Source organism: Listeria aquatica (assembly GCF_014223975.1).
Classification (GTDB): domain Bacteria; phylum Bacillota; class Bacilli; order Lactobacillales; family Listeriaceae; genus Listeria; species Listeria aquatica.
Genome location: NZ_JAARRM010000001.1, coordinates 466,050 through 482,895 on the forward strand (window position 1 = coordinate 466,050; position 16,846 = coordinate 482,895).

At 40.5% G+C, this 16,846-nt stretch carries 18 protein-coding genes and 1 riboswitch; of the genes, 15 read left to right on the forward strand and 3 right to left on the reverse strand.

The annotated features are described in order from the left end of the window. Window positions 1-149: 149 nt before the first annotated feature. Window positions 150-713: an NUDIX domain-containing protein gene (locus HB912_RS02350; RefSeq protein WP_185372038.1), complete on the forward strand. Its 564-nt coding sequence runs from the start codon at window positions 150-152 to the stop codon at window positions 711-713. A 45-nt stretch (window positions 714-758) separates the two neighbouring features. Then, window positions 759-1,457 carry a potassium channel family protein gene (locus HB912_RS02355; protein ID WP_185372039.1) on the forward strand — a complete coding sequence of 233 codons (699 nt, stop codon included), beginning with the start codon at window positions 759-761 and terminating at the stop codon, window positions 1,455-1,457. 43 nt (window positions 1,458-1,500) lie between these two features. Here HB912_RS02355 and HB912_RS02360 read toward each other — a convergent pair whose 3' ends face one another. Together HB912_RS02360 and HB912_RS02365 are read right to left on the reverse strand one after the other, a co-directional pair. Continuing rightward, window positions 1,501-2,493: an NAD(P)/FAD-dependent oxidoreductase gene (locus HB912_RS02360; protein ID WP_185372040.1), complete on the reverse strand. Its 993-nt coding sequence runs from the start codon at window positions 2,491-2,493 to the stop codon at window positions 1,501-1,503. Next, window positions 2,477-3,316 (reverse strand): ATP-binding cassette domain-containing protein, encoded by an 840-nt coding sequence (locus HB912_RS02365; RefSeq protein ID WP_185372041.1) that lies wholly within the window; start codon window positions 3,314-3,316, stop codon window positions 2,477-2,479. The genes HB912_RS02360 and HB912_RS02365 overlap by 17 nt, the downstream gene beginning before the upstream one ends. A gap of 317 nt (window positions 3,317-3,633) precedes the next feature. Between HB912_RS02365 and fur the strand changes: the two genes are divergently transcribed. From fur to HB912_RS02420, 11 genes are all read left to right on the forward strand, one after another. Continuing rightward, on the forward strand, window positions 3,634-4,089 hold the full coding sequence (gene fur / locus HB912_RS02370; RefSeq protein ID WP_036071873.1) for a ferric iron uptake transcriptional regulator: 456 nt from the start codon (window positions 3,634-3,636) through the stop codon (window positions 4,087-4,089). 162 nt (window positions 4,090-4,251) lie between these two features. Then, a complete protein-coding gene (gene xerD / locus HB912_RS02375; RefSeq protein ID WP_036071872.1) occupies window positions 4,252-5,145 on the forward strand; it encodes a site-specific tyrosine recombinase XerD in 894 nt (297 codons plus the stop codon). Window positions 5,146-5,189: 44 nt separating this feature from the next. Beyond that, window positions 5,190-6,005, forward strand: coding sequence for a purine-nucleoside phosphorylase (locus tag HB912_RS02380; protein WP_185372042.1), 816 nt, complete (start codon window positions 5,190-5,192; stop codon window positions 6,003-6,005). A 239-nt stretch (window positions 6,006-6,244) separates the two neighbouring features. Further along, entirely contained in the window at window positions 6,245-7,558 is a 1,314-nt protein-coding gene (lysA, locus tag HB912_RS02385) for a diaminopimelate decarboxylase (RefSeq protein ID WP_185372043.1), read from the forward strand. 15 nt (window positions 7,559-7,573) lie between these two features. After that, the gene (locus tag HB912_RS02390) at window positions 7,574-8,317 is read left to right on the forward strand and encodes a segregation/condensation protein A (protein WP_185372044.1); all 744 of its coding nucleotides are present in this window, start codon (window positions 7,574-7,576) and stop codon (window positions 8,315-8,317) included. Next, window positions 8,310-8,897 carry an SMC-Scp complex subunit ScpB gene (gene scpB / locus HB912_RS02395; RefSeq protein WP_185372045.1) on the forward strand — a complete coding sequence of 196 codons (588 nt, stop codon included), beginning with the start codon at window positions 8,310-8,312 and terminating at the stop codon, window positions 8,895-8,897. Before HB912_RS02390 ends, scpB begins: the two co-directional genes overlap by 8 nt. Further along, window positions 8,897-9,640, forward strand: a complete 744-nt coding sequence (locus HB912_RS02400) for a pseudouridine synthase (protein WP_185372046.1) — start codon at window positions 8,897-8,899, stop codon at window positions 9,638-9,640. Before scpB ends, HB912_RS02400 begins: the two co-directional genes overlap by 1 nt. Before the next feature lie 217 nt (window positions 9,641-9,857). Continuing rightward, window positions 9,858-10,574, forward strand: a complete 717-nt coding sequence (locus tag HB912_RS02405; protein ID WP_036071860.1) for a response regulator transcription factor — start codon at window positions 9,858-9,860, stop codon at window positions 10,572-10,574. Window positions 10,575-10,672: 98 nt separating this feature from the next. Further along, window positions 10,673-12,460 carry an ATP-binding protein gene (locus tag HB912_RS02410; RefSeq protein WP_185372047.1) on the forward strand — a complete coding sequence of 596 codons (1,788 nt, stop codon included), beginning with the start codon at window positions 10,673-10,675 and terminating at the stop codon, window positions 12,458-12,460. Beyond that, window positions 12,453-12,992, forward strand: coding sequence for an acyl-CoA thioesterase (locus HB912_RS02415; protein WP_420911927.1), 540 nt, complete (start codon window positions 12,453-12,455; stop codon window positions 12,990-12,992). Before HB912_RS02410 ends, HB912_RS02415 begins: the two co-directional genes overlap by 8 nt. Before the next feature lie 87 nt (window positions 12,993-13,079). After that, window positions 13,080-13,202: riboswitch (FMN riboswitch) on the forward strand. Window positions 13,203-13,380: 178 nt separating this feature from the next. Then, window positions 13,381-13,998: an ECF transporter S component gene (locus HB912_RS02420; RefSeq protein WP_185372048.1), complete on the forward strand. Its 618-nt coding sequence runs from the start codon at window positions 13,381-13,383 to the stop codon at window positions 13,996-13,998. Window positions 13,999-14,001: 3 nt separating this feature from the next. On the opposite strand, the gene HB912_RS02425 is transcribed toward HB912_RS02420, so the two are convergent. After that, complete coding sequence (locus HB912_RS02425; RefSeq protein ID WP_036071849.1) at window positions 14,002-14,244, reverse strand: ferredoxin; 243 nt, start codon at window positions 14,242-14,244, stop codon at window positions 14,002-14,004. An 89-nt stretch (window positions 14,245-14,333) separates the two neighbouring features. Here HB912_RS02425 and HB912_RS13345 point away from each other — a divergent pair, with 89 nt between their 5' ends. Continuing rightward, on the forward strand, window positions 14,334-15,374 hold the full coding sequence (locus HB912_RS13345) for a helix-turn-helix domain-containing protein (RefSeq protein ID WP_185372049.1): 1,041 nt from the start codon (window positions 14,334-14,336) through the stop codon (window positions 15,372-15,374). Next, window positions 15,371-16,783 carry a RecQ family ATP-dependent DNA helicase gene (locus HB912_RS02435; RefSeq protein WP_185372050.1) on the forward strand — a complete coding sequence of 471 codons (1,413 nt, stop codon included), beginning with the start codon at window positions 15,371-15,373 and terminating at the stop codon, window positions 16,781-16,783. Before HB912_RS13345 ends, HB912_RS02435 begins: the two co-directional genes overlap by 4 nt. Window positions 16,784-16,846: the final 63 nt, after the last annotated feature.

Sequence of the window (16,846 nt, forward strand, 5' to 3'; positions counted from 1 at the left end):
TATTTCAACTTTTTTTGCTTTTTAGAAAGGATATTTGATTTAAATTTATCATATCATATTCGCTAGAAACATGTTATCAGTCGCGCGACGTAAATTCTTCTCGGACCGCTTAAGTATGTTACAATATAGAAAAAAAAGAAGGTGACCTAGTGCGCAATTTAGAAGAAAAGACTTTGCGAGAAAAAACATGGTTTGAAGGACGCGTTGTTAAGCTTGTGACAGCCGACGTTGAACTTCCAGATGGAACTACTGGAAATCGTGAGATCGTGAAGCATCCAGGTGCTGTTGCGATACTTCCGATTTGTGACTCTGGAAAGCTCCTTCTAGTGGAACAATACCGCAAACCACTTGAGAAAGCAATTGTTGAAATTCCGGCTGGAAAAATAGAACCTAATGAAGACAAAAAAATAACGGCAGCACGTGAACTAGAAGAAGAAACAGGACACGTCGCAGGAACACTCAGTTACCTGACTTCATTTTATACAGCTCCAGGGTTCTCGGATGAACTCTTACATATTTATGTAGCCCGTGACTTAAAAAAATTGCAGCATCATAGACCGCTTGATGAAGATGAATTTGTAAACATACTTGAAGTGACACTAGACGAGGCGAAGCAATTGATCGATCAACAAGTTATCCATGATGCTAAAACCGTTTATGCGATTCAGTATTTGGAGTTAGAAAAACTAAAAAGGCAGCTTGATGAGATTTAGCTAGCTAAAATGAAAAGAAAATTTGTGGAAGAGGGGAGGTCAAGCATGGCACATTTTTTCCAGAAAAAAGCGGGTCTTATTTATCAATTATTTATTGTAAGTCTAATCATTTTATCGCTTTCTTTGCTAGATAATTCGTCAACTTGGGCAAATATCGTGCAGTGGCTGATTTGGCTTATTTTTGTACTAGACTACGGTGTTCAGCTAATTCGTGCGGAGAATAAAAAGACTTTTCTTAGGACGCATTTTTTAGAGGCGCTTTCTGTCATTCCGTTTTTGCACGATTTTAGGGTTTTTAAACTGATTTCTGTTTTGCACTATGTTGGTTATCTTTCAAAGGGATTACGTCATTCATGGAAAATTTATAATATGTTACTCAAATATTTTTCAAATCGGCTTGTGATTGGACTTGTGATTACCATTTTAGTGGTGCCATTTATTATGTTTCTCATTGAACCTGGTTTTTCTTCCTACCGTGAAGCGATTTGGTGGTGTATTCAAACGGTTTCGACGGTCGGATATGGCGATGTGATTCCGAATACGCAGCTGGGAAGATTGATCGCTGGTTTCATGATGCTGATCGGCATTTCTATTTTGGGGGCATTTTCTGGTGTCGTTAGTGAATATTTTCGCGGGAAAAAGAAAAACGATTTTGATGGTTTGGTAAAATCAATCGCTAATGTAGAGACTCTGACAAAAGAACAAAAGAAACTTTTGAAAGATTTAATCGATACGAAAAAATAAAAAACAAGGCGTAAAACTGTGAAGTTTTACGCCTTGTTTTTGTTTAGTTTGTGAAATGGTCATGGTGCGTGCTGACCATAGCTTCATTTGCAGCATCTGGATCAAGATATTGTTTAGCGCTATTTACGGCGATAGCTCCTTCATGCAATCCTGCTGAGATGATTCGGATTTTTCGTGAATAGGCAGCTGCATCTCCACACGCATAGACGCCCGGAAGATTGGTTTGCATAAAGGGATTGACTTGGATTCCCCAATCGGCGGTGTGTAGTCCCCAGTTTTTTGTGAAACTAAAATCCACTTCAACTCCGTGGCTGATAAATAAGGCTTCACAGGAAAGTGTAGACTCTTTGCCAGATGCTTTAGCGCAAACTGTGACGGTTTCTAGCTCGCTTCCTTCATTTAATGCCGTGATTTCATGTTGTAGATGAACTTGGATTTTAGAGGTAAGTAGATCGCTAGCTCGTTTTTCATAACCTTTAAAATTCTCACCTCGATAAATTAAATCTACAGTTTTAGCAATAGGCAGTAATGTAAAGGCGGCATCAATTGCCGCATCACCACCACCAGAAACAACTACTTTTTTACCGCGAAATTGTTCGAGGTCACGTAAGTGGTAGTGCGTTTTTGCGTGATGTAAAGCAGCATTTTCTGCTATTAGTGGATTCACTTCATAAGTCCCACTCCCACAAGCGATGATTACGGTTTTGGAATAATGAAGTTCTCCGTCTTCTGTTTTCAAAAGGAAGGTTTCATCTTGTTGCTTTTCGAGAGAGGTAACTCGTTTCCCAAGCACAAATTCAGGTTCAAATGTTTCTGCTTGCATCTTAAAATTTTGAACAAGTTCTGCTCCTGTTATTTCCGCAATTCCCCCTACATCGTGAATGTTTTTATCTGGATAGAAATAGCGGATTTTCCCTCCTACATCTGGCTCAGCATCAATGACTTTGGTTTTTAGGGCACGCAATCCGCTGTAAAAAGCTGTGTAAAGTCCAACGGGGCCAGCGCCAATAATTGTAACATCAAATAGTGAGGACATCTGGTTCAAGCTCCCTTACAACATCTTTGATTTCACATCCGCTACACGTTTCATATGGAATGCAGATGGGTACGCCAGTTCTTGGATCAAGAACGATATCGGCTTTTACATTGAAGACGGCTTCAAGTGTTTCCTCAGTCATAACGTCAACGGGGGCACCGCTTGCAGCTACTTGTCCATCTTTGATCGCGATCATATGTGTGGCATAACGAGAGGCGTGATTCAAATCGTGCACGACCATGACGATTGTTTTTTGCTCAACTTGATTAAGCTCTTTTAAAATATTCATGACATCAAGTTGATGTGTCATATCAAGAAAAGTTGTCGGTTCATCCAAGAAAACAATTTCTGTGTCTTGTGCGAGAGCCATGGCAATCCAAGCGCGTTGTCTTTGACCACCAGATAATTGATCAAGCGGACGTTCTTTTAAATCAAGCAAATTCGTCATTTTAAGAGCCCAGTGAATCATTTCATTATCCACTTTTGAGCGAGACTTGAACCCAGTTTGATGCGGGCTTCGTCCATAAAGAATCAATTCTTCGATAGTTAAGCCATCTGGTGCAGAAGGGTTTTGTGGAAGGATAGCTAATTCTTTTGCGATTTGCTTTGTTGGTTCTTGATGAATTTTTTTTCCATCTAAAAAAACAGCTCCCTTGCTAGGTTTAATTAAGCGAGCCATGGTTTTTAAGATGGTGGACTTTCCAGAACCGTTAGCACCAACTAGTGCAGTGATTTGTCCTTTAGGAATTTCTATATTAAGCGATTCTACGATAATTCGCTTATCGTAAGCGATTTGTAAGTTCTCCGTGTAAAATTCTTCCACTTATATTCCACCTTTATAAAAAGTGATAATCATTCTCAGTGTTTTAAGTATAAGAGTTTTGCGGATAAGTTTCAAGTAATTCTAGTAAAGTAATAGATGATAATTATTCTAAAAAGAAGCTATTTTTTAATTAATTGATAATCACTGTGGACAGGAATGAGAATATATGGTATCTTTTTAAACATAGATAGCAGAACGTGAATCAAGAATTTTAAAGCGGAAAATTAAAATTTAGTCTTGTTTTTTAATTAGAATTATTTTAATATAAAAAAGTCAATTGAGAATGAAAAAATAAAGTTTAAGGGAGGTTCTGAGTGATGGAAGGACGGATTAACCGAATTAAAGCGCAACTGCATGATGCAAGTTACAAGTTAACTCCACAACGTGAGGCGACTGTGCGCGTTCTTTTAGAAGATGAAAAAGAGCATTTGAGTGCGGAAGAGGTATTTATGCGAGTGAAAGAAATCGCTCCTGATACTGGACTTGCAACGGTTTACCGGACTCTCGAACTTTTAACTGAACTACGCGTGGTTGATAAAATTAATTTTGGAGATGGGGTTTCACGTTTTGATTTGCGCAAAGAAGGGGCTAAGCATTTTCATCACCACTTGGTTTGCCTAGAATGTGGTTCTGTCGAAGAAATTCAAGAAGATTTACTTGAAGAGGTAGAAAAAGTGGTGGAAGCGAAATGGCATTTTCTTGTGAAGGATCACAGGTTAACTTTTCAAGGCGTTTGTTCGAAGTGTCGCGCAAATGGAAAGAAAAAGAACTGAACGAGCATCAGCTCTAGCTGATGCTCGTTTTGCTATTTAATCGAGCAAGGAAAACGTTTAGGCGGAACAGAAAATGAGGCGCCTTTTCTTGTGGGATTTCTTAGGTTTAAAGTTCATTCCTGTTTCGTTTCGTGATAAAATGGAAAAGCGGGAGGCGAGACTATGGACGAATGGATTGAAGATTTTTTACATTTTTTAACGGTCGAACGTGGGTTGTCAGAAAACACACGAAAAGCTTATGCGCGTGATTTGCATTTTTTTGCCGTCTATTTAAAGGAAGAAGAAGGAATCGAACGGCCTGATCTTGTGTCGCGAAGGGAAATTGTTTCATTCATGAATTTTGCTCGTGAAAGAGGGAAATCGCCTCGGACGGTCGCACGCTATATTGCCTCTCTTCGCTCGTTCTTCCATTTTTTGCTTCATGATGGCAAGGTGCCGCATGATCCGATGATTCAAATTGAAACGCCCAAACAACGTCAAGGGCTTCCAAAGGTGCTAAATTATCAGGACGTTGAAAAGCTGCTTGAGACGCCTGACACAAAGACTGTGTTTGGTCTTCGGGATCAAGCCATGCTTGAGGTGCTCTATGCGACAGGGCTACGTGTTTCTGAACTGATTCATTTAAAACTGGATGATCTTCATTTACATATGGGTTTTATTCAGACGATTGGTAAGGGGAATAAAGAGCGAATTATTCCGCTTGGAGGAACGGCTACAAAAGCCGTTGAAAGCTATCTTGAGTCAGGTAGACCAAAGCTTTATCGCTCGAAATCACGCAATGATTTTGTGTTTTTAAATCATCATGGCATGGGAATGACGCGCCAAGGGTTTTGGAAAAATCTTAAACAAATGGCGTTAAAAGCTGGCATTGATAAACCGATTACACCGCATACGTTACGTCACTCTTTTGCAACGCATCTCCTTGAAAACGGGGCGGATTTGAGGTCTGTGCAGGAGCTTCTCGGTCATGCAGATATTTCTACCACACAAATTTATACACATGTAACAAAAGCACGACTTAAAGATGTTTACAAAAAGTATCATCCGCGTGCATGACGAATAAAGGAATTGAATTAAAAAAGATGGGAGTTTGAAGTGAGATGAGTATGGATAAATTAAATGAAGCGGTTAGTAAAATTCGATCACATTATTCAGGAGAGCCAAAAATTGGTTTGATTCTAGGTTCTGGTCTCGGTGTTTTAGGGGATGAAATTAAAAATCCAACAAAGCTTTCTTATGAGGAGATCCCACATTTCCCAGTTTCAACTGTTTCTGGACATGCGGGTCAATTTGTATTTGGTGAGCTCGAGCAAAAAGAAGTCGTAGCTATGCAGGGTAGATTTCATTTTTATGAAGGATATAGCATGGAAGAAGTTACTTTTCCAGTTCGTGTAATGAAGGAACTTGGTGTGACGCATTTGATTGTCACGAATGCGGCAGGTGGTGTGAACGAGCTTTATCAAGCAGGCGATTTGATGCTGATTTCAGATCACATCAATTTTATCGGAACAAATCCGTTGATTGGAAAAAATAATGACCATTTTGGTCCGCGCTTTCCGGATATGTCTGAAGCGTATTCACTTGAGCTACGTGAGGCGGCACGTCTCATTGCCCAAGACTTAGGAATTGAAATACGTGAAGGTGTTTATGCTGGATTCAGCGGACCAACGTATGAAACGCCAGCCGAGATTCGAATGATCCGGACGCTTGGGGCGGATGCTGTTGGAATGTCAACGGTACCTGAGGTGATTATTGCGAATCATGCTGGGCTTAAGGTGCTTGGGATTTCGTGCATTACGAACATGGCTGCTGGGATTTTAGATCAGCCGCTTTCGCATAGTGAGGTTATTGAAACAACAGATCGTGTGCAACAAACGTTCCTCACTTATGTTCGAGCGATTTTAAAGGATATGTAGCTAAAAAAGCCGTTTTTTCTGTTTGTGTCAGGGGAAACGGTTTTTTTCTGCAAGAAACACGGGCTGAGTTTTTTTTAAACGAAAAAGTCTTGAGGGGAAAGTATTGGTTTCTTGAAAGGAGAGAAATTGGATTTATTCTTTTCTAAAGATTGTTATTGTTTCAGGTAGACGGTTTGTGCTACTATAAGAAGGAACTTTAACGCAAATATGAATTTTAAAGACGAAAGGCGGGGACAGGTTTGACTTTTGAAAGGTTTGGAACGATGGATGTAAATGAAGCCGGACATCTCGAAATCGGAGGGGTGAACACGCTAGAGCTTGCCAAAAGGTATGGAACCCCGCTTTACGTGTACGATGTTGCGTTAATCCGGGAACGAGCACGTGGGTTTAAACAAACGTTTGCAGAATTAAATGTGCAAGCGCAAGTCGCTTATGCGAGTAAAGCTTTTTCTTCTGTTGCGATGTACGAGCTTATGGCAGAAGAAGGTCTTTCGCTAGATGTTGTTTCTGGTGGAGAGCTTTACACGGCGATTCAAGCGGGATTTCCGGCAGAACGAATTCATTTTCACGGCAACAATAAAACGCTTCATGAAATAGAAATGGCGCTTGATTACCAAATTGGCTGCATTGTGATTGATAATTTTTATGAAATCGAACTTTTAAAGGGATTGCTTGAAGAGCGAAAAACAAAAATACAAGTGTTGATTCGGGTCACACCAGGAATTGAAGCTCATACGCACGACTACATTTTAACAGGGCAAGATGATTCGAAGTTTGGCTTTGGTTTGACAAACGGACAAGCAGAGCGCGCGATTGAAGAAGTACTTGCAAATGCACATGTGTTTGACTGTACCGGTCTCCATTGTCATATCGGATCACAAATTTTTGAGACAACGGGTTTTATCATGGCGGCACACCGAATCATGGAACAACTTGTAGTATGGCATAAGAAATTGAACTTTGACTCAAAAGTACTCAATCTTGGCGGTGGTTTCGGTGTTCGTTATACGGAAGAAGATGAACCGCTTGAACCGGAAGTTTACGTGCGTGAAATCGTGAAGGAAGTTAAAAAAATGGCACTAGCAAACGGACTTGCTGTACCAGAAATTTGGATTGAGCCGGGAAGATCTCTCGTCGGGGAGGCGGGAACCACTCTTTACAAGGTAGGCTCACGTAAAGAAGTGCCGGGGATTCGAAGCTACTTAGCTGTTGATGGCGGCATGAGCGATAATATTCGCCCTGCACTTTATGAAGCGCACTATGAGGCGGTTCTTGCTGAGGCACCGCTTCAAGAAACAGAAGAAACGGTTGCGATTGCTGGGAAATGTTGTGAATCGGGAGATATGTTGATCTGGGATTTACCGCTTCCAAAATCAAATGCGGGGGATGTGCTCGCTGTATTTTGTACAGGAGCTTACGGCTATTCAATGGCTAATAATTATAATCGCATTCCGAGACCGCCCGTTGTGTTTGTGGAAGATGGCGTTAGTCGGCTTGTCGTTCGAAGAGAGTCTTATGAAGATTTGGTGCGAAACGATTTGCCGCTTTACTGAGGTGGATAGATAAAGATGGAAATGAAATTGAAGGTAGATGCTTTTGAAGGACCGCTTGATTTGTTGCTGCACTTAATCGGCAAGCTTGAAGTGGATATTTATGATATTCCGGTCGCAGATATTACAGAGCAGTACATGGAATACATTCATACGATGCAAATTTTAGAGTTAGATGTCGCAAGTGAATACTTGGTGATGGCTGCTACGCTCCTTGCAATTAAAAGTAAAATGCTCCTCCCTAAGCAAGAACTTGAGGAGGACTTTGACGAATTTGACCCAGAACTTGACCCGCGTGATGAGCTAGTTGAACGCCTTATGGAATACAAGCGCTATAAAGAAGCGGCGCGCGAACTTAAGGATAAGGAAAATGAGCGCGGGTTTTATTTTAGCAAAGCGCCAATGGATTTATCGGAATATGAAGCTGAAACGAAAGCTTTCGATTTAGATGTATCCATCAATGATATGCTGGGTGCGTTTAATAAGTTACTTCGTAGACAAAAGCTTAGTAAGCCGCTTCATACACGCATCACGACGCAAGAAATTTCTATTGATACGCGGATGGATGATGTGATGAAACAACTTCAGGCCGTTTCTGGCAAAATTAAATTTGAAGATTTATTTGAAGAGCAAACGCGTGAAGAACTGGTTGTGACATTTCTAGCTTTACTTGAACTCATGAAGCGTGAACTGGTTTTAGTGGAGCAAGAGTCGAGTTTTTCCGATTTGTATGTGAAAGGTAGAGATAATCAAGGTGAATAAAGAAGAGCAGTTAGGGATTCTTGAAAGCTTGCTTTTTGCAGCAGGCGATGAAGGATTATCCACGAAACAACTTACAGAAGTTATGGAAGTGACTTACATTGAGGCCCTCAATTTACTAGAAACACTTAGCGAAAAATACGAGGAAAGTCCTGCAAGTGGTCTTGTTCTACTTGAACTGGCTGGCGCTTTTCAACTGGCAACGAAAAAGGACTACGCGCCTTACTTGAAAAAACTGGTTGAGGCTCCGCATGCTACATCACTTTCACAAGCTTCACTAGAGACGCTTGCTATTATTGCATATAAACAGCCGATTACACGGATGGAAGTTGATGAAGTCCGGGGCGTACAAACAGATGGCCCGATTCGTACGCTTGTAGCGCGTGGACTTGTTGCAGATAAGGGCCGTGCTGAAGGTGCAGGGCGCGCGAAACTATATATCACAACGAATGAATTTTTAGATGCATTTGGATTGAAAAGCTTAGAAGACTTGCCGAAGCTTGCAGAGCAAAGCGAAGATACGGGACAAGATGAGCTAGACTTGTTCTTTGACCGGTTTAGTCAAAAGGAGGAAAAAGAATAATGGAAAGGGAAAGACTCCAAAAGGTCATTGCAAATGCTGGTGTGGCTTCGAGACGGAAAGCGGAGCAAATGATTCAAGACGGAAAAGTAAAAGTAAACGGGAAACTAGTCACAGAACTCGGTGTAAAGGTAAGTGATTCTGACCGGGTAGAAGTGGAAGGCATTGAATTAACAAAAGAAGAGAAACGCTACTTTTTGCTCTATAAACCACGAGGCGTTGTTTCAGCTGTAACCGATGATAAAGGAAGAAGTGTTGTAACCGATTATTTTGATGACATTCCTGAGCGACTTTATCCTGTGGGAAGACTTGATTATGAAACATCAGGATTGTTACTTATGACAAACGATGGAGAATTTGCTAATTTACTGATGCATCCAAAGTATAATGTTGAAAAACGCTATGTTGCTCGTGTAAAAGGAATTCCTGAAAAAGAAAAGCTGCAACAACTTGCACGTGGGATCGTGATTGAAGGCAAGAAAACGGCTAAAGCCAAAGTGCGCCAGCTGTCATTTGATAAAGCTAAACAAAAAGCTATTATCGAAATTACGATTCATGAAGGCAGGAACCGACAAGTGCGTAAAATGTTCGAAGCGATTGGGCATCCTGTGCAAAAACTAACACGTGAAGCCTATGGATTTCTTGATTTACGTCACTTGAATGCGGGAGAGAGCCGTGAACTAAGCCATCATGAAGTCAAACAACTAAAATCACTTGCCAAATTTGGTCAGAAACCACAAGGCTGAATAAATTTTCAGGGAAGTGGTAAAGTTTCTAATAGATTGTTTGTATAAAAACATGTATAATTCAAAATGTAGATGTTTTGTTAATCATGGCTATTCTTAAAAAAGTATGTGGGTACTTTTGAAGATGTAAGGGAAGAAAGGCACTTTTTTCTGATGAAGGAAGTTGAACTTACCCTGCCTGATGAAATGAAAAAGAGAACTTGGGGGATGAGTACTTATGAGTGATCAAATAAAAGTGCTTGTTGTTGATGATGAAGATAGAATTCGCCGCCTTTTAAAAATGTATTTGGAGCGAGAAAATTTCCGCATTGACGAAGCAAGTGACGGGGATGAGGCGCTACAGATGGCACTCAACAACGACTATGAAGTAATACTTCTTGATTTGATGATGCCTGGCAAAGATGGGATTGAGGTTTGTAGAGAATTACGGGAATACAAATCCACACCTGTAGTCATGTTAACAGCTAAAGGAGAAGAAGCAAACCGCGTGCAAGGCTTTGAAGTAGGAGCCGATGATTACATTGTAAAACCATTTAGTCCGCGTGAAGTGGTGCTTCGCGTGAAGGCTGTACTTAGACGGGCAAAGAGGAACGACACAAGTGTTGTTGCATCTGTTCCCGGAGATATTATTAATTTTCCACATTTAAGCATTGACAATGAAGCTCACCGAGTTATTGTTGATGGCATTGAAGTAAACTTGACACCTAAAGAATATGATTTGCTTTATTATTTGGCGAAGTCGCCGGATAAGGTTTTTGACCGTGAATCTCTCCTAAAAGAAGTATGGCGTTATGAATTTTTTGGCGATTTGCGCACGATTGATACACACGTCAAGCGGTTAAGAGAAAAGTTACTTGATATCTCAGAAGATGCAGCCAAAATGATCGTAACGGTTTGGGGTTTAGGTTATAAATTTGAAATTCCGGAAGAATAAATCCGAATAGAGATGAGCAGGTTATGTAAAGATTGCAATTTGTCAATTTCTACAACGCGCCTGTTCATTTTTAAATGGCCAAGGGAGGCGTAAATGAGTTGAAGTTTTGGAATAGCATAGTGGGAAAAATTTGGAGCACAACGATCCTGCTCCTCATTGGTGTGCTAGTCATTTGTGGCTTCCTTGTCGCGGTAATCTATGAAAAAAACAATTTAAATGAAATTGAAAATGAAATGAAAGATACGGCTAATAAAATCGTCAAAGTAATGCAAGAAGATGATGCAGTTATAAAATCTGGCAGTCAAGCGAGCAAGTCACTGGATATGTTAGATGATTCGGTGGGAGTTATTATTGCTCAAGACGGCACGAATGTTTTCACGAAAGAATCGAAGGATTCAATCTCAAAAAGCTCTATTGATCGTTTAACACAAAATAAAAAACTGAATGAAGCGCTTGAATCATCTCCAGATCTGTTAATGAAATATGATTTTGAAGAAAATCCGGAGAATATGTCCATCGAACTTTACGCAAAAACGTTTCAGTTAGATAATGGTGAAACGGGTGTCGTTTATTTATACAAGTCATTTCATGAAATTTTAAATGTCACAAAAAAAGCAACACGGACTCTCATTCTTGCAGGAATTGGTGCGATTTTAATTACTTCTTTACTATCGTTTATTTTTTCTTCACGCATGGCGTTCCCACTTCGTGAAATGAAAAAAATTGCGGTTGCGGTTTCGCGCGGCAACTTTGATAACAGGGTTCCGAGCTATACACATGATGAAATTGGTGATCTTGGGCTTGCGTTTAACGACATGGCAAAGCAACTAAAATATAATATGAGTGCGCTCAGGCAGGAAAAAGAGCAGCTCTCTAATATTCTTGTCGGCATGGCAGATGGTGTTATCAAGTTTAATATTGATAAAACAATTATTTTGAGCAATCCACCAGCAGAAGAATTTTTACATAGTTGGTTTTTCTCGCAAGAAAACGAAGAAAAGGTATTAGTGCCCGAGAAGCTAAATCAAATGCTTGACGAAATTTTGAGCAAGCGCACAGAAACAGTGGGCGAAATTTCCTTTGGAGATCAAACCTTTGTTGCAATTATGACACTGCTCTATAGCGGGGATAATGTGCGCAGCATTGTCACGGTTATTCGCGACATGACCGAAGAAAAACGACTTGAAAAAACAAAAAGCGATTTTGTCAGCAATATCTCGCATGAGCTAAGAACTCCTATTTCCATGCTTCAAGGTTATAGTGAAGCGATTATTGATGGGGTGGCACAAACAGAAGATGAGGTCAGGGAATTTGCACAAATTATTAATGAAGAGTCGCTACGGATTGGGCGTTTAGTCAATGAAATGCTTGATCTTTCGCGGATGGAAGCTGGATTTACTCAACTTGATAAGCGCGAAACGGAACTGGTTCCGTTCTTGAAGAAAATTCTTTCCAACTTTGATGTGCTTTCGAAGGAAAATAATGTGGAATTGAAACTGGAAGCTGACGATCCAGAGATACGCTACGCTTTTGACCGAGATCGTTTGGAACAGGTTTTGATCAATTTAATCATGAATGCGATTCAGCATACTGGAAACGATGGAGAAGTGGGTAAGGTTACAGTACACGAGCACGTAGATTATGCGAATGAGCAGTTGCTTATTTCAGTTAGTGATAATGGAACGGGGATTGCAGAAGCGGATATTCCATATTTGTTTGAACGCTTTTATAAAGCGGATAAAGCACGAACAAGAGGGAAGGCAGGAACAGGGATTGGGCTTGCGATTGTAAAGAATATCGTGAATGCGCATAATGGGCAAATTACGGTGGAAAGTACGGTAGGTAAAGGTTCATCATTTATTATAAGTCTGCCGTTAAATGAATAGAGGGGGAATTAAATTGACAGAACGTAAACAAAAAACTTGTAAGGAATCTTTGGTGATTAAGACAAGCCGAGTGTTCCCGCAAGATACAAATAATCATAATACACTTTTTGGTGGGAAATTGATGACTTATATTGATGACACTGCATCAATCAGCGCTTCAAGACATTGTCGTGTTGGGATTGTTACCGCATCGACGGATTCGGTTGACTTTTTGAAGCCGATTAAAAATGACCATTCCGTTTGTTTGGAATCTTATGTGGCATCAGTAGGTAGAACCTCTATGGAGATTTTTGTGAAGGTGATTTCTGAGAATTTGATGACGGGTGAACGTTATCTTGCAGCTACTTCTTTTTTGACTTTTGTGGCGATTGGAGATGACGGGAAGCCTGTTGAAGTGCCTGAAGTCGTTCCAGAAAGCGAAGAAGAACAAATGATTCATAGTGGGGCAAAAGCGCGTGCTGCAGCGCGAAAGGAAAGGCTAAAAGCTAGTCGGAGTCTTGCAAATGCACTCAAGACGGATATCCCTTGGTAAGAAAAGGGGTTGCCAAATTTAACTTTCGTGGTACAATAAATAATGTGTTCATGTTTTGTGTAACTTGGCACACATAAAATTCATATTGTTCATCTTCGGGGCAGGGTGTAATTCCCGACCGGTGGTTAAAGTCCACGATCTGCTTTTTTAGCGGTTGACGCTGGTGAAATTCCAGGACCGACAGTATAGTCTGGATGGGAGAGGATGTAGACGGCTTTCTTTGGCTTGTCTTCTTTAGTGATTCAATTTCTGTCTATGTAGACAGTTTATTTGTTGACTTAAAAACTCTCTAATCTTTTTTGGTTAGAGAGTTTTTTTATGGAAGTGGCTAATGCTAATGAAAGCTTGTCTGACTTTCTTTTTAGATGAACCAAAAGGAGAGTTAAACTTGAAAAACTATTCGTTGAAGACTTTTGTAAGTATTGCGGTATTTGGAACAGTTGCATTTATTATTATGCAGCTACAATTTCCTATTTTGCCGACTGCACCGTTTTTAAAACTAGATTTCAGTGAGATTCCAGTTTTAATTGGTGGATTGATGTTCGGACCACTCGCTATTTTCTTGATTGAAGCATTAAAATGTGTCTTGTATTTTATTATCTCGGGAAGTCCAGTTGGGATTCCGGTTGGGGAAATGGCAAATTTTCTTTCGGGAATTTGTTTTACACTTCCGATATATTATCTATTTCGCTATATTCGCGGTACAAGAGGAATTATCATTTCAGCTTCACTTGGGACGCTACTCATGACGTTTGCAATGGCTGTGTTTAATTACTTTGTATTGCTACCTTTTTATGTGAAACTTGGTGGGTTGCCAGCGAATACGGATGTTTCGGCTCTAGTTTTTGCTGCGGTTATTCCGTTTAATTTATTAAAAGGTGTGATTGTAAGCGCAGGCTTTATGCTACTTTATGCACCAATGAAAAACTTTATTGCCAAAAATCGTTCGAAAAAAGAGCAACAAAAATATCAAAAAAAGCACCGTGAAATGGAACACCGTGCTTAAAAATTAATCATGCGGATCACCTTTAAAAGGGTGATCCGCTATTTTTATTGAAAGGGAAGGACAATTGAATTCTGCTTCTAACGCATTGTCTTCTTCTGATTCTGGGATGGGCATATTCCCTGTATTGTTATCTAAAAGGGTATAAGCAACGCCTTCTGTATTGTAGTCGTATAGATTTGGGGCATGCAGTGCGCAGGCCCCGCAAGCGATGCAGGTATCTTGATCAACGATTGTATATTTGGCCAAATCAATCGATCCTTTCGTCGTGAATTACATGCAAAGTATAGCATGTTTCTTGAATTTTACGCAATGCTTTAAAAAGAGATGTAGAACGCGTGTTTCTATGGTATGATGGAGAAAGACTTGAGGTGAATCGTGTGGAACTTTTAGATCAATATATCGTGGCGCTATTAACGGCTTTTAAGCGTCCTAGAAAAACACCTTTTTTGTATGCTGTTATGACGGGACGGCGAACTGGTCAAGCGGTTACTGATGTGCATTTAGCTAAAATCAATTCGTTGTTTGGGCTTTCTCCTTTTTTAACAGAAGAGGTTTTGACGGCTCGACTAAAGAAGCTAAGACATGCTGGTATTCTTGATATTGAGGCAGAAACAAAGGAATGGTCTGTGCAAAAGTCGGTTGCAACGCCTTTTTTTGAGCTGGAGGGTTGGAACGGCTTTTGGCTACAGGAACGACCACTTTTATTTTTTCAAAATCTATTGCTTGCTATTCAAGTGGTGAGCAATAAGCACCATAAAAAGAAGCACTATATGCCAGTTGTGCGAGATAAAAAAGCCCAGTTTTGGATTAAAAAGTGGCTAGTTAATTTTTCAAAGGCAGCGGATTTAAATGAGCGTTTGTTTTTGGAACTGGAAGCTTGGCTGTCAAAACCTTATATTTCAAAACCGGAATTTTATACAGATCAGTTTTCAGGTGGAGAAATAGTCGGCGAAACGCTTGAACAAATTGCGGATGCCCATTCGCTTTTAACAGAGGACGTATATTTCGAATCTTTATATGGCTTGCACCGGCTTTTTCTCGAAAAGGATGATTATCCACTACTGCGACTTTTGATGCCACGTCGTGAGGTACTTTTGACGTTATCAGGGAAGAAAACGTATGGCTTTTTAAAGAAAGGCTATGATTTTGATGAAATCGTGCAGATGCGAAACTTGCGGACAAGTACGATTGAAGATCACTTTGTGGAAATTAAAGCGACTTTTCCAAGTCAAGCGGTGCCACGAATGCCAGAAGAGATGATCGTTGATGAAATTCAGGCAAGGGATTTTTTGAGTTTGAAGGAAATTAAAACAGCATTTCCGGAACTTGATTATTATCAAATTCGACTAGCGGTGGTTGCAGGAGGGAAGGCATGAATTTAGAACAGGAATTAAAACGCTATTTAGGCTTTGATACTTTTCGAATAGGGCAAAAGGAAGTGATAGAAACTGTTTTGACAGGTGAAGATGTTTTTGCGATGCTTCCAACTGGGATGGGGAAAACGGTTTGCTACCAACTTTCGGGATACTTGTTAGATGGGCTTGTTGTGATTGTTTCGCCGCTACTTAGCTTGATGCAGGATCAAGTGGAGCGTATGCGCGCTTACGGGGAAAAACGGGCAGTTGCGCTTAATAGTTTTTTATCGGCTACTGAAAAAAATGAGATTTTAAATCATCTTTCAGCTTACAAATTTGTTTTCCTCTCACCTGAAATGCTCGCAAGTGAAGGGGTTCGGGCGACTTTCTTGCGGGAAAAAATTGGTCTTTTCGTGATCGATGAGGCACATTGTATTTCGCAGTGGGGGCATGATTTTCGGCCGGATTATCTGTTTCTTGGGGAGTTTCGGGAAATGGCAGGAAATCCGACAACAATGGTGCTAACTGCGACGGCGACGAAGCGGGTTCGAGAGGATATTTTAGAGCAGCTTGGGCTTATGGGCATTAAGGAAATTGTTTACTCTGTTAATCGCCCTAATATTAGTTTTCGAGTGGAAAAATTCACGTCAAAGCGCGAGAAAGAAGAAGCTTTGCTGAAGCTTGTGGATAAGCTTGGAACACCTGGGATTATTTATTTTTCAAGCAAACGGCTTGCGGAGGAGACAGCTCATAGGTTGCGGCGTGATAGAGGGCGGCGCGCGGCTTTTTACCATGGGGATATGGAGCCGCTTGACCGAATTTTGATTCAAGAGCAGTTTGTTTCTGGGCAGCTTGACTTGATTTGTGCAACAAGTGCGTTTGGGATGGGGATTGATAAGGCGAATATTCGTTTTGTGATTCACTATCATTTGCCTGCTGATCTCGAAGCTTATATGCAGGAGGTTGGTCGTTCTGGCCGCGACGGGCAAGCTAGTGTTGCGATACTATTCTATGCAAATGGGGATGAAGTTTTGCGGCGTCAACTTGCTGATCGGGATTTGCCAGATCCGAATTTACTGCATATTCCAGATGAACTTAAAGAAACTTTGCCGGAAGCAGAAAAGCGATTTTTGAATTATTTTTTACGTTCTGGGCTTTCGGAAGTGAAAATTAGGGAAAAAATAGAAAAAAGGCGCTTAGTCAAGCAAGAAAATTTACAGGCGCTGTTAGGTTTTATCCAAACAGAAGATTGTCGTCGGGCATACTTAATGCGTTATTTTGGAGAAACGGATTTTAGTGAGACGGGTGGTGAAGGCTGTTGTGATAATGATGCAGCGTCGCTTGAACCTTTTTTACGGCAGGAGGAAGATCATAACGCGGTTTCAAGCAGTTCTTTTCGGGAAAAATTGCATTATTTACTTTTAGAATGAGTTTTTTTCAATATTTCTTATCCTAATTGTTGTTCGAGATCGGGTTTGCGGTTATAATTGTTA

What these genes read in the sequence shown, in the direction of transcription:
- fur (WP_036071873.1), top strand. Translation starts at nt 3,634, where the DNA reads ATGGAAGGACGGATTAACCGAATTAAAGCGCAACTGCATGATGCAAGT.
- HB912_RS02405 (WP_036071860.1), top strand. Translation starts at nt 9,858, where the DNA reads ATGAGTGATCAAATAAAAGTGCTTGTTGTTGATGATGAAGATAGAATT.
- HB912_RS02415 (WP_420911927.1), top strand. Translation starts at nt 12,453, where the DNA reads ATGAATAGAGGGGGAATTAAATTGACAGAACGTAAACAAAAAACTTGT.
- HB912_RS02400 (WP_185372046.1), top strand. Translation starts at nt 8,897, where the DNA reads ATGGAAAGGGAAAGACTCCAAAAGGTCATTGCAAATGCTGGTGTGGCT.
- xerD (WP_036071872.1), top strand. Translation starts at nt 4,252, where the DNA reads ATGGACGAATGGATTGAAGATTTTTTACATTTTTTAACGGTCGAACGT.
- HB912_RS02435 (WP_185372050.1), top strand. Translation starts at nt 15,371, where the DNA reads ATGAATTTAGAACAGGAATTAAAACGCTATTTAGGCTTTGATACTTTT.
- HB912_RS02390 (WP_185372044.1), top strand. Translation starts at nt 7,574, where the DNA reads ATGGAAATGAAATTGAAGGTAGATGCTTTTGAAGGACCGCTTGATTTG.
- HB912_RS02360 (WP_185372040.1), bottom strand. Translation starts at nt 2,493, where the DNA reads ATGTCCTCACTATTTGATGTTACAATTATTGGCGCTGGCCCCGTTGGA.
- HB912_RS02380 (WP_185372042.1), top strand. Translation starts at nt 5,190, where the DNA reads ATGAGTATGGATAAATTAAATGAAGCGGTTAGTAAAATTCGATCACAT.
- HB912_RS02355 (WP_185372039.1), top strand. Translation starts at nt 759, where the DNA reads ATGGCACATTTTTTCCAGAAAAAAGCGGGTCTTATTTATCAATTATTT.